The organism is Chrysiogenia bacterium (assembly GCA_020434085.1).
Lineage (GTDB): Bacteria > JAGRBM01 > JAGRBM01 > JAGRBM01 > JAGRBM01 > JAGRBM01.
Map to the genome: position 1 here is coordinate 1 of JAGRBM010000628.1, position 12,723 is coordinate 12,723.

8 protein-coding genes are annotated in these 12,723 nt (G+C 60.9%); 1 reads left to right on the forward strand and 7 read right to left on the reverse strand.

The features are described from left to right. From KDH09_20235 to KDH09_20265, 7 genes are all read right to left on the reverse strand, one after another. A partial coding sequence (locus tag KDH09_20235; protein ID MCB0222038.1) for an ABC transporter permease occupies window positions 1-1,826 on the reverse strand: 1,826 nt, incomplete at its 3' end. A gap of 3 nt (window positions 1,827-1,829) precedes the next feature. Next, complete coding sequence (locus KDH09_20240) at window positions 1,830-2,762, reverse strand: efflux RND transporter periplasmic adaptor subunit (protein MCB0222039.1); 933 nt, start codon at window positions 2,760-2,762, stop codon at window positions 1,830-1,832. A 50-nt stretch (window positions 2,763-2,812) separates the two neighbouring features. After that, window positions 2,813-4,081: a TolC family protein gene (locus KDH09_20245; protein ID MCB0222040.1), complete on the reverse strand. Its 1,269-nt coding sequence runs from the start codon at window positions 4,079-4,081 to the stop codon at window positions 2,813-2,815. 168 nt (window positions 4,082-4,249) lie between these two features. Then, entirely contained in the window at window positions 4,250-4,897 is a 648-nt protein-coding gene (locus KDH09_20250) for a hypothetical protein (GenBank protein ID MCB0222041.1), read from the reverse strand. Then, window positions 4,897-6,789: a CRTAC1 family protein gene (locus KDH09_20255; protein MCB0222042.1), complete on the reverse strand. Its 1,893-nt coding sequence runs from the start codon at window positions 6,787-6,789 to the stop codon at window positions 4,897-4,899. The genes KDH09_20250 and KDH09_20255 overlap by 1 nt, the downstream gene beginning before the upstream one ends. Before the next feature lie 158 nt (window positions 6,790-6,947). After that, complete coding sequence (locus KDH09_20260; protein MCB0222043.1) at window positions 6,948-10,733, reverse strand: right-handed parallel beta-helix repeat-containing protein; 3,786 nt, start codon at window positions 10,731-10,733, stop codon at window positions 6,948-6,950. Window positions 10,734-11,055: 322 nt separating this feature from the next. Then, entirely contained in the window at window positions 11,056-11,817 is a 762-nt protein-coding gene (locus tag KDH09_20265; GenBank protein ID MCB0222044.1) for a hypothetical protein, read from the reverse strand. 90 nt (window positions 11,818-11,907) lie between these two features. On the opposite strand from KDH09_20265, the gene KDH09_20270 reads away from it, so the two are divergent. Next, on the forward strand, window positions 11,908-12,723 hold an 816-nt coding region (locus KDH09_20270), incomplete at its 3' end, for a hypothetical protein (GenBank protein MCB0222045.1).

The window sequence follows — 12,723 nt, forward strand, 5'->3', positions numbered from 1 at the left end:
ACCCAGCCTGCAAAGCGGGAAAATCCCTCGGATACGGCCCAACCCAGGGCAATTCCGCACAGCCCCCCGGCAACGCTGACGACCACCGATTCTGCCAGGAACTGCACCATAATATCGCCCCCGCGCGCCCCAACGGCCTTTCGCAGGCCGATTTCCCTGGTTCGCTCCGCCACGGAGACGAGCATGATGTTCATGATGCCGATCCCGCCCACCAGCAGGGAGACTGCGGCAATTGCCGCCAGCAGAAGAGACATGGTCCGGTTACTCTCCTCCATGGCCGACTGCACGTCTCCGAGATTCTGGATGCGAAAGGCTCCCTCGCGCTGGGAGGCCGGTACGCGGTGGCGCGAATACATCAGTTCCTCCACCGCTCCCTGCACCCAGCCGATGTTCGATGCATGATCGATCTGTATTTCAATCGACTCGACATAGTCCTTGCCCGTGACCCGATCCATCGTCGTGAGGATGGGCACGATTGCCACATCGTCCTGATCCCACCAGGTGGCAAAGCCCTTCTCAGGCAACACGCCGATGATCTGGAAGTTCACCTTGTTGATCTTGAAATACTTGCCCACCGGATTGCGGCCACCGAAGAGCTCGCGCACGAGCGCAACGCCAACTACCGCCACACGGGCACGCAACCGATTTTCCTCCTCGGTAAAGAAGCGCCCAATCGTTGGCCTGGCGTTGCGCATCCATTCATAGGACGGTGTTGCCCCGATCACCCGCGTGTTCCAGTTACGCCCCTCGTAGGTGGCCTGAACACGGTCGTTGATGGAAGGGCACACCCCAAGCACATGGGGAACGCTCTCGCCAATGGCCACTGAATCCTCCACTGTCAGGCGCGAGACTGTACCCGCCTGCTGGGTGACTCCGGCGACACGCACCGCGCCAGAGCGCAGCACCAGCAGGTTCGAACCCAGCGCCGACATCTGCTGCTCGATGGACTGGCGTGCGCCCCGTCCCAGCGCCAGCGTTGCGACCACCGCCGCCACTCCGATCAAAATACCAAGGACAGACAGGCCGCTGCGCACCTTGTTGGCCATGAGCATCGAGAGCCCCTGGGACAGGTAGGCAAACACGCCGCCCAGAAGCGAGTGGCCGGCAACCTCACCTACCACAGGCTTTTCCGGCTCGGCAGGGATTGCCGGCAGGGGTTCCAGGCGCTCGTCGGAGACGATTTCTCCGTCCTTCATGCGAATCAGACGCTTGGTCTGCGCACCCACCTCTTCTTCATGGGTCACAATGATTACGGTGATCCCCTGCTCATTGAGGCGGCGGAGCGTATCAAGAATTTCGCGTTCACTGGCCGAGTCCAGGTTCCCGGTCGGTTCATCCGCAAGCAGCACAAGAGGGCGGTTGATGAGCGAGCGCGCAATGGCCACGCGCTGCTGCTGGCCGCCAGAGAGTTCGTTGGGATGGTGATCGAGTCGGTCGCCAAGTCCCACATGGTCGAGCAATTCGGCGGCACGGCTGAGATCCCGGTGCGCAGCCGTGTAGATCATCGGAAGCGCTACGTTCTCCACGGCCGAAAGACGGGGAATAAGATTGAACTGTTGAAACACGAAGCCGAAGACCCTGCCCCGCAGGGCTGAAAGATCCTCATCGTTCATGTTGGCGATCTCGCGGCCCTCAATTACGTAAGAGCCCAAATCGGGTACATCGAGCAGACCCAGCAGGTGCATGAGCGTCGACTTTCCCGAGCCCGACGCGCCCATGATTGCCACGAAATCCCCGCGTTCGATTTCGAAAGATACCTCACGCAATGCGTGTACCACATGGCTACCCATGCGATATTGTTTGGAGACGTTGCTGAGCTTGATCACGCGTTAACGCCTGCGGCTCGGCGCAAACGGGCTGCCACCTGCGGCGCCCGACTTGCTGAAGTCGACATCGGGGATCAGCAGCAATTCCCCTCCCCGGAGGCCCGAGAGCACCTCCGTTTGTTTTCCGTCGCTGATGCCAAGTTCCACCACCTGTTGTTCGGGTTTGGCTTCCGGGCGCGCCGGTTTGAGCAGCACCGAGCGCGTCTCACCGGAGTAGCTGATCGCATCGCTCGACACGAGCAACACATCCTTCTTTTCAAGGATGGTAAATCGGACATTTGCCGTCATGCCGCTGCGCATGAAGGGGGGCACCTTGTCGGGTAGCACTTCGACGATGTAAGTCGTGACGTTGTTGACGAGCGCGGCGTCGAAGGCAACCTTGCTCACTTTCCCGTCAAATGGCTGGTCGCCGTAGGCATCCAGGGTAATTCGTGCCCGTTGGCCAAGTTTTACGTGCGCGATATCGACTTCATCCACCTGAGCCTTAACTACCAGCCGATCCGAAAGGACGAAGATCGCGTCTGCAGTCGTAAAAGTCTGGCCCGTCTCCACATTGCGCTGGATGATTGTTCCTGAAACCGGGGCCATTACCGGCGTCGGACGGTAGAATTCCTTCCACTTATTGCGCTCGGCCGCACCCTTGGCCTGCGCGGCATCGAGCAATGCGGCCCGTTCGCTTGAACTCACCCATGCCAGAAGATCGCCCTTCTTCACACTCTGGCCCTCTTCGGCCAGGATCTCTTCTGCACGCCCGGCAATGGGCGCCTTGATATCGAGCTGTCTCTCCGGCCCCACCGTGCCTGTGCTCAGGATCGTAAAGGAAATATCGCCGCGTTCGACTCTCACCTCGCGGTACTGCTGCGGAGGGGTTTGGGCCTCTTGCCACTTGTAGACGGCCGCCGCACCGACCAACGCTACGACCAGTACCATGATCATCCAGCGGCCACGTCGCCGTGGGCGATTCAGTCGATGGCTTTCTCCATTACTCACTCAAACACCGCCTTGCCCTGTGCCTGCTGCCATGCCGCTTCGGTGGTCACGTGGTTGCGCAGGCTCTGCAAGTGATTCTTCTGCCTGGAAATCAGATCGTTTTCAATGACGTCCCAATCCTCGAACGAGAGTAATCCGTTGTTATACTTGCTCCGCGCAATCTCCGCACGGATGCTTGCCGCCTTCATGAAGAGCTCATCCACCAGCACTTTCTGACGGGATTCGACAAACGCGGCGTGCGTCTGTTCGAGTCTGGTTCGCGCGCGCCTGACCGCATCGAGCGCATCCACACTGGAAGCCTCCGCCAGGGCCCGCGCACTCTTTACCGAGTAGTAATCTCGCAATCCGCTGAACAGGGGCACATTGAGGGAAGCCCCCACCGACCAATTGTTGTCGTCGGGAGTCGCATCATCTCCCTCACGCACAAACTGACCATTGAGGTCCAGCGAGGGGTAGAGCGGGGAGCGCGCCAGCGAGATTGCACGCAGATCAAACTGTTCCTGATAGAGGGCCTGCTGATATTCGGGCGTCTGCCGGGCAAGTTCGCCGAAATCCGGCGCGCTCAGTGGGTCGCTCATGGGCACGACTCCAGAGGCCGTGAACTCGGCACGTTCGTCCCGACCCATGACGCGGCGAAGCTGGGCTCGCGCCACTTCAACATCGTGTCCTGCCTGCAGGTCTTCGTAGCGTGCTTGCTCCAGATAGGCCTGGAAGAGAAGGACCGAGCCCTTGTTTTCACGCCCACTATCGTAGCGAAGCGAGACGAGCCGGTAGTTTTCCTCGCGGCGCGCAATGATCTGCCCAGTCAATGCCTTGTTCGATTGTGCGAAAAGCAGTTCCTGAAAACCGGTCTTGAGTTCAAAGCTGACCTGTGCCCGGACGATCTGTCGTTCGCTTTTGGCAAGCAAGACCGCCGCCCTCGCCTGCTCAATTCGCTTCTCGTCGGCAAATCCGCCGAAGAGGTTTTGCTTGCCCTTGATGCCGGCGCTGTAGGAATTGGTATTACCCGTGGATCCCCGATCTCCGTAGTCGTAGTTAAACTCGGCATTGACCTCGGGAAAGTAGCCGCCATGGGCAGAATCGACATTCATTTGCGCAGCACGAAGCCGGCGATCAGCGGCCTGCAGCGAAGCATTGTATGCAGCCGCTTCGGCGATGCACTCATCCCAGGTAAGCAGCTCTTCTGCCAGAACCGGGAGCGCCCGCCCCAGCAAAAGCACCGCTGTCAGCGCAAGCAAAGTTGTGACACGACCCGAAGACTTCACGCTTTCCTCAGAGTAGCAAAGCTCGCTTCACGCGGTTCACTATGCTTGTCGCTGAAAAGCGAGACAAGCCCCCCTGATGCGGTATTTCGGTGAGATTCGACTACATGGACGTAGCCAGGATGTAACAAACGGGGCTAAAAAACTGCTGCCGTTCAGAAATCCGAGCGGCTACTTCTTGCCTTTGCCCCGACCGGGCTTGGCACCGGGCGCCGGCCTGCCCGTCGACTCCGGTTGAGCCGGCGTTGCGGCGGGTTTGGACAAGGGGTCTTTGGAAAGCGTGATCGTGTGGATAAAGCGGATCACTTCGGGATTTCCGCTGATTCCGCGGGTGAGGATCCGCTTCTGAGGAGCTATCGCGCCGCCGTTTCGCCCGGGCTCGGTATTTGGCTCGAGCGTCGAGCCCTTGAGCGCCTCGACGAAGTCCATGAACTTCAGGTAGCCGTTCTGCACCTTGCGGTTCCACAGGTAGTAGCGCCAGGGCTCGGCACGCACCTGCTCGGCCGAAATATCTTTCTGTTTCATCCCGCAGGCGTCGAATCGCACGAAGCGAGTCTCGGGATAGTCGTCGAAGAGTGCGCTGAGCGGATAGAGGACCTGGTTGCCGTAGCGCCCCTTGGTAATGAATCGCTCCGCGCGCTTTCGGTGCGTAAAGGCCAGTCGATCTCCCTCGAGTGTCAGTTTGCCCTCGACCAGCAAGCGGACGTGCCGGGGGTACTGGCCATCACAGTCGGGATCGGCTGTCTGAGCACGCGCGGGCCGGTTGCAGATCAGAAGCACAGCAATACCGATCGAGCAGCAAAGTAGTTTTCGTATCATCAGGGCTCCACAAAATGCACGCGCTGGTCGACGGCCGGGACGGAGGGCGTCGTAGTCACGCCCGTGGTCCACAGAATTTCCAGTGCGCTGATGCTGGTGTTCGAACCCAGGCCGAAGTGACAGCCACGCTCGCCGCCGCCGCCAAGGGCCGGACGTGTCGTATGGAAGCAGGTCTGGGTCACCTCATCGGGGGTGGTGAGACTCACAATCGCACCAATGGCATCGCGGTTGGTCTTTCCTGCCCCGCCCTGCCCTTCGAGCGTGATGAAGATCCAATGATTGGTATTTCCAAGTTCCGGCGCGTTGTTGTGATAGATCCGCAGCGGCCCCGCGTAGTTGTGCACGGCAAATTCCAGGAAGCCGTCGCGATCGAGGTCGATCATCGCCGCCCCCTTGCCCGAGTTGTAGTCGTCGAGTCCCGCCGCCCAGGTGCGCTCGGTGAAATGATTCGTCCCGTCATTCTCGAAAAATGCGTTTGGCACCGAATCAGGGGCCGGCTCATAAATGATCCCGCCGCCGTAGTAGAGGTCCAGATCCCCGTCATTGTCGTAGTCGAACTGATTGCTCGACCAGGTAACGGAATCGAATCCCCAGGGCAGGCGGCTGCGACGAATGCCCGCCGCGTCCGAAACATCGGTAAAACCACCTGCGCCGTCACTGAATACCAGGTAGTTCGGCCCGATGTTGGTATAGGAGAAATCGGGATAGCCGTCGTGGTTCATGTCCCCGATTCCCAGTCCCATGGCGTTGATGCCCTTGGAGAAGGGGTCCAGCGGGTAGCTCAATCCCGAAGGGACACCGATCTCCGAGAACTTCCAGTCGGGCGCCGACGCGCCAGGGCCGTCGTTGCGCCACAGCAGACTCGGGCGACTGATGTTGTCATTGATGTGGTCGGTGATGGCGATCAGGTCCTGATCCCCGTCCCGGTCATAGTCGACCCAGAGCGCCGAGAAAGTCAGCGCCCGGAGCTGGTTCTGGGCGCTGGGGAGATACCCCGTCACTTCCACGAAGCTTCCACCGTCGTTGCGGTAGAGGTGGTCATTCTGATGCGTTGAGGTGGGATTGAGTGTGCACCAGGAATGATGTCCGACGTACACGTCCAAGTCCCCGTCCCCATCGTAGTCGCCCCAGGCCCCGACCATCGTGCGTTGCTGCGAATAGCCATTCAGTCCGGAGCCGGCAGAGACATCCACGAAGGTGGCAGTGCCGTCCTCAATCAGGCGGTTCTGGAAGAGCGCATCGCGCCCCCAGCGGCCCAGAAAAAGGTCCTCATCGCCATCGTTGTCGTAGTCGACAAACTCTACAAAAGAGATGTTCTCCATCCCCGCCAGCCCGGCGGCCTGCGTGGCGTTGACGAAATCGGGCAACCCGTCGCTGCCAAGGTCCCCCTGATTGCGGAAGAGGATGCCGTCGCTGCCCAGGTTTCCGTAGTAGAAGTCCATGTCCCCGTCGTTGTCGAAATCGGACCAGCCAAGGCCCGTGGAGATCGGAAGGCAACTGTGGGACTCCCCGGGGTAGTCATGAATGCGGGAGAGCCCCACCTGAACGGAGACATCACTGAAAAGCCTGGGCACCAGCGAGATCTGGCGCGTGCTGGTGTCAGTGGTGCCTCCCTTGCGGCGCACACCGAGCTGATAGGTCCCCTGGGGCAGGGAGACCGGCAAACGGTAGCTCCCATCCTGGCGCAGAGTCTCATCGAGAGCCAATTCCAGGCCGTTCACGCGGACTTCGATGGCATCGGCCGAGGCATTGGTCACAACCACAATCTGGCCCCGCACAGCGGTCTCGCGCGTCGAGTAAGTGATGCTGACCGGCCCCCCAAAATCCAGCCGCGGCTCGTCCCCCTGGGGACCGCCGGCCGGCCCCTCCGGAATGGCGTCCGCGCAGGCCATGCAAAATAGAAATGCCCAAAGCACCGGAGCGTGCAACAACCATTTTCTGAAATTCGGCTCACTCATCACGACTCGTCTCTGCCCCTTGTCCCCAAAAGACACATCCCCGGCGCAGGGCCGGGGATGTGGTTGAGAAATCAATCAAACATCTACTGGATTCAGCGTGCGGCACTCCGGCGACGACGCGAAACCATGAACACCGCCGCCACCGCGCTCATCAGGATGAACATGGAGCTGCCCGACTCCGTCGGACTCAGGGTGCAGTCACTGCTGCTGACAACGGTCCCGAAGCCGAAGTAGTTGGCCACTGCTTCGGCGGTGCACTCTGTTGCCGAGCCAAGCGCAATGCCGCCCACCGCCGTCAGCGTGCCATAGCAGTCGTTTCCAAGGCCAGCCGTGTTGCCGGTCACCGCCGCGCCGTTCGTAACGAAACGCGGCTTGCCCTCGCGAGAGTAGTTGCCCTGCCAGTCGTCCTGGATGATGAGATCACGCGGTGCGTAGACACCGCCTGCCTTGCCACCCGAGGTATTGCCGGTCACCGCAGCACCCGAACCTACCATGGTGCCATTGGGCATCGAGATGCCGCCACCGGCGTTCATGGCCGTGTTGCCGCTGACCCGAAGGCCGTTGAACTCCACGATCAGACCGCCGTAGGCGTTGTCCTCGGTCAGGTCGGCGGCATACATGCCGCCGCCATCACCGATGACCGCATCAAAGGTCCCCACAATATTACCTGTTCCGGCCGCCGCTGAGTTAAGCGTGATGGAGAACTCGCCCGTCGCATAATCGATCGTGCCGGTGCCGCCGCTGCCGCCGACCAGCACGCCGTCCTCGCCGGGATCGGTAAAGGTCTCTTCCCCGCCCGCGTTGATGGACACGCTGCCCGGATCGATGCGGCGCCAGTTGACGTCCTCAAGGATCACATCGGCGCCGTCATCAACTTCCTGAGACCCAAAGGTTTCGAGCTTTGACATATAGGCCGAGGTCCCAATGGCCAGGTCGTCACCGGTATCCCAGTTGCTGATCGTGTCGGTGCTGCCCGCTGTGTTGTCCTTCATCGTGACGTTGAAGAGCTGAAGAATGCCGGCATTGGTATAGATGCCGCCGCCATCCCATGCGGCCGTGTTGTTCGAGAAGGTCGAGTTGGCAACGGTGAAGTTCTTGGGCGCACCCGTCACCATCATGCCGCCGCCGCTGCCGTCCTGGGCTTCGTTGCCGGTTGCCGTCACATTGTTGAAGTTGATCGTTGCCGGTCCGCCGCGCACGCGGATACCACCGCCGCCGCTGCGGGAGACGTTGTCGGTCACCTGCACGTTCATCAGGTTCACCATGTGCTTGGGCGCGATGCTGATTTCGATACCGCCGGCCGTTCCGCCCTCGTTGTTGCGAACGATGACGTCGATGATGTCGGCGCTGCTGCCGATAAAGATGCCGCCGACGTCGTTGTCGGTGTCGTCATCATCTTCGTTACCCTCGACGATCAAGTCGCGGAGAACGAGTTTATCGGCGCTCTCGGAGCTGTTGTTGCCACCCATTTCGAGCGCGCCTTCATCGCCCGAGCCCGTAAGGGTCAGACCGGTAATTTCGATGTTCTGGCTGTCACGCGCAAGGTCGCCGTCGGAATCGTTGCCGATCTCAATGATCGGCCCACTGTTGCTGTTCAGATCGAGCGTCAGCGAGGCCGCACCCGGACCAGTGATCGTCAGGCTCTCGCTGATCTCGGGAAGGCCGCTGCCAAGGGTGATGGTGCCCGTCACCGAGAAGGTGATCGTATCGGCGCCCGCCGTGGCGTTGGCCTGCTCGATGGCCGCACGCAGGGTGCAGTCGCCCATCGAGTCGGTCACTTCACAGATGTCGTCGCCGGTGTCTTCATCAACACCGTCGCCGGTATCGCTCACGGTAAAGGTCGCCGCCAGCGCGCTGGAGGGAATCGCCAGCACCGCCAGAAGAACAAGCAGCATTCCGCCCTTGCGGGCAGCGGCCTTCACGGCAATGCCGCGACGGCGCGATGCGGCCGCCATGGCGATGGCCAGGCCGAGCAGGAAGACAAAGCCATATCCCGCGCCGGACTCGTCGGCGCTCAGCACGCAGCCGCCACCGCCGCCCACCGAGGTGACGCCGCGGAAGTCGGTTCCAATGTTGAAGAGATTCGTCGTGGTCGTGGACGTGCAGCCATCGGTCACGCCGATGCCCAGGCCGCCCAGATTCAGGACGTTGCCGGTGCAATCCTTGTGGGCGCCGCCGGCGCTGTTGCCGGAAATGGTGCTGTTCTGACCGAACAGGGTTCCCATCAGACCGCCTTCGTCATCGTCGGTCACGCCGGATTGCGACACGCTCACGCCGCCGCCAAGGTTGCCCGCAGTGTTACCGCTGACCGTGCTGCCCGAGAGGATGACCTTACCATCGCCATTGTAGATGCCGCCGCCGTCCACTTCGGCAGTGTTGCCGGTAATGGTCGTGCCGATCAGATGCACGGCATGGCCGTAGTTGTGCTCATTGAAAATGCGGCCCACGGCGACGCCGCCGCCGTTGCCCAGAACGATGTCGTATTCCAGATAGATCTCGTTGCTGTTCCCGGGGTTGGCGTTGAGCGTGATGCTCCACTCGCCGGTCTCGTAGTCGATCGTGCCGGTTCCGCCGTCATCACCAGTCAGATTACCGTCCATGTCACCATCGGTGAAGGCTTCCACCGTATTGGCATTGTTATCGTTGCTTGCTACCCGGATGGTTGCGGTTCCCGGAACGACGCCGTGCACGAACCGGGCATCCTCACCGCTGCTGTAGGTGAGTTGACCATCGACGGTGTCGATATTGGTGCGATAATCGCTGTCGGTGCCGTCGGCGGGCCGCTCAGCGCCGGTCTGGGTCGCCGAGGCACCTGCTTCGTTGCCGGAGATGGTCGAGTTGTAGATCTTCATCAGCCCGCCCTGCTGCACCTCGATACCACCACCATCGTCATTGGCGATGTTGTTGATGATCTTGATGCCCTTGGCGAGAACCGACTTGCCCTCGGCGCCGGTCATGAAGATGCCGCCGCCGACGCCCTGGGTCATGTTGCCGTCGACGATCACGTTCTCGAGGATCAGCGTATAGCGGTTGCCCGAGAGGGTGATGCCGCCGCCGCCTTCGCCGTTGTTGTCATTGTTGATGTAGGTTCCCATGGCGGTGTTGTCGCTGACGGTCACGTTCTTGAGCGAGACGACCTTGTCGCCGCCGTCGATCGAGATGCCGCCGCCACCTCCAACGGTGGTATTTTCTTTCACCGTGACGTTCTCAAGAAGCACCATGTTGCGCGAGCCGCCGGCGATGCTGATGCCTGCACCCTGGGCGCGCTCCGGATTGGTGCCGCCTACGAACGCGTTGTTGTCGACCATCACGTTGCGGATGGTCGCGTTGCCCCCGATGTTGATTCCGGCCGCCGTATCGTCTTCGCGCTGGTCGCTTTCATTGCCGGTCACGCGGCAGTTGCTCAACACGAGCGAATCGTTGTCCGCAACATAGACGCCGCCGCCGGTACCATGGGTGCTGCTGGATGTTTCTGTTCCGCCATTGGTGCCGTCATGCCCACCACTGCCCGTGAGGGTCAGACCCGAGAGGGTCAGGGTCTTTTCAAGGCCGACATCCTGATGGTTGATCGTCGCCTGCATGCCGTCGATGATCGGCTTGCGTCGGCTGTCGATCGCGAACACCGCGCCGACATTGCCGTCAAGATCGACCGTCAGGGCGGTCTGTCCCGGGCCGGTAACGGTCAGGTCATCGACGATGTATTCGAGTGCGCTACCCAGCGTGATGGTTCCGGTCACAGAGAAGGTCACCGTGTCGGCGCCGGCAAGCTGGTTGGTCTCTTCAATCGCCGCGCGCAGGGTGCAATCGCCCCCGCCGTCGGTCACTTCACAGACGCCGTCGCCGGCGTCGAAATCGCTGCCATCGCCCGTATCATTCACAATGAATGATGCAGCAAATGCAGTGTTTGGAACTCCGACAAGTGCCACAGCAATTGCCACAACACAGCCTGCAATCCAGTTAATTTTGGTGTACATCCCTGTTCCTCCCACAATGGGTCGTTTCTGCGCCTTGTCAGCTAGACGCACTGGCCCCCATAGCTAGTTTCCTGAGGTTAAAGGAGGTGGACACAAAATGCCAGCCCATAGGAGAAACGCAGAAATTGGCGTGCAGTGCCACTGCACTTTGTGATTCTGCAGTACACGAACCACGCGTACAGCAGAGATTGCAGGTTCTGGAAATGTAGAGTGGGATGCGGGCTTTTTAAGGGCGCAGCTTCAGTTGCCCTTTGGCCAGGAGTTCCTCAAAGTTGACCGGGGTCACAAATCTGACCAGTTCGACAAATCCCTCACCGGTGCCGCTCGGGTCGATTTCGAGCGCGTTGCCGTTTGCGCGCAGGTAGTTCTTCAGGGATTCGGCAGAGCCGTCGCCTTGGTAGCCCGCTTCGGCCAGAAGTGCCGAGACATCGATCACATCGCTAGCATCAAAGCCATCGAAGACATCGACGCCCCCTTCGAGGTCGCCCGGGAGCCAGACAAAGGTATCGGCTCCCATGATTCCCGAGATCGTATCGGCGCCCGGCCCACCGCGCAGCGTGTCATTGCCGTCCTGGCCCCAAAGCACATCATCGCCGGGGCCTCCGTCCATGTAGTCGTCCCCGTCGCTGCCGAAGAGCTCGTCGTTGCCCCCCTCGCCAAAGAGCCGGTCATTGCCGTCCCCCCCGCGCACGCGGTCCGCGCCCTCGCCCGCCCGGATCACGTCCGTGCCGCTGCCGCCGATCACCTCGTCGTTGCCATCGGTCCCGATCAGCTCTTCATCGCTGTCGTCACCGGCCTTGACCACCTTCCCGTGGCTCTCTCCGGGATCGAAGATCTTTGCCGGGTGGCGCTCGCGCAACTTCTCAATCCGTGCCATGTGCTCGGCGCGCCGCTGTTCCATGGTCTTCTCTTCTTTCTTCTCGCAATGCGGGAGGCATAGAATGAGAAGCATCGCCAGGGTTGCCAGTGCGGTTCGTGTAGGGAACATGAAAATTTCCTTGCGCGGGCTTGGTCGCCCAACGCTATCCAAAGCCCGTGAAGGAAAGCAACGTAAATCGTTTAGGATCGCATCATCGCTATGAAAAAAGTCCTCATTGCATTCATTGCCCTGACCGCTGCGGCCGCCCTCTGGGTTGCGCTCGATCCAGGTAACGGGCCCGAAACGCCCAGAATTCCCGGCGCCAGCAGCAGCGCGGTCACTTGGGAGTGGCTCTCCCTCATGCTGCCCGGCGGGTTCGACGAGCAGGATGGCTCGGTTCGCTGGCGAGGGTCCCTTGACGGGCAAACCATCGATGCAGGCAGGGCCACCCTTCGCTCAGCCCCCGATCCATCGGATGAGCTGCAGGTGCGTGCGAAGTTCGCCGCTCAGGAGTTCTTCGGGAATCTCACCTTCGGCCTGCCGGCCGATCAACTCCGCGCGCCCGATCCGGACTTCACCTGGCTGAAGCTGCGCGCCAATTTCAACCTGAAGAGCCCCCTCGCCCTGACCCCATGGCTTTCACTCGCGGGGAAGCTCGGTCTCGACGCAGATGCCGGAGGCGGCAAAGCCATTCCCGTCGCCGCGACCATCAAGCTTACCGGCAGAGATCCGCAGTTTATTGCGGCGCTTCCCGATATGTCCGGACAACTGGCGAGTGCCACATTCGATTCTTTCACGGCGAATGCGACGCTCGATGCGCATGCAGTGGAAATCACCGAGTTTGTCGCAACTGGAACCGGCATTCGCGTGACCGGTGGTGGCCACCTCAACCTGGCGCCAAGCTACGAAGAGAGTTCCATCGATTTCACTCTCGAAGTCGCGCGCAGCAACGCGACTACGCAGCCGGTCCTGGCCCAGACCTACGCGGGGCTCGCACAAACGAACAGCTACCAGGTGGGCCTTCACGGATCTCTG

Bases quoted from the DNA above. Each gene is read 5' to 3' on its own strand.
- KDH09_20240 (MCB0222039.1), bottom strand. From the start codon at position 2,762: ATGATCATGGTACTGGTCGTAGCGTTGGTCGGTGCGGCGGCCGTCTAC.
- KDH09_20250 (MCB0222041.1), bottom strand. From the start codon at position 4,897: ATGATACGAAAACTACTTTGCTGCTCGATCGGTATTGCTGTGCTTCTG.
- KDH09_20255 (MCB0222042.1), bottom strand. From the start codon at position 6,789: ATGGCCTGCGCGGACGCCATTCCGGAGGGGCCGGCCGGCGGTCCCCAG.
- KDH09_20265 (MCB0222044.1), bottom strand. From the start codon at position 11,817: ATGTTCCCTACACGAACCGCACTGGCAACCCTGGCGATGCTTCTCATT.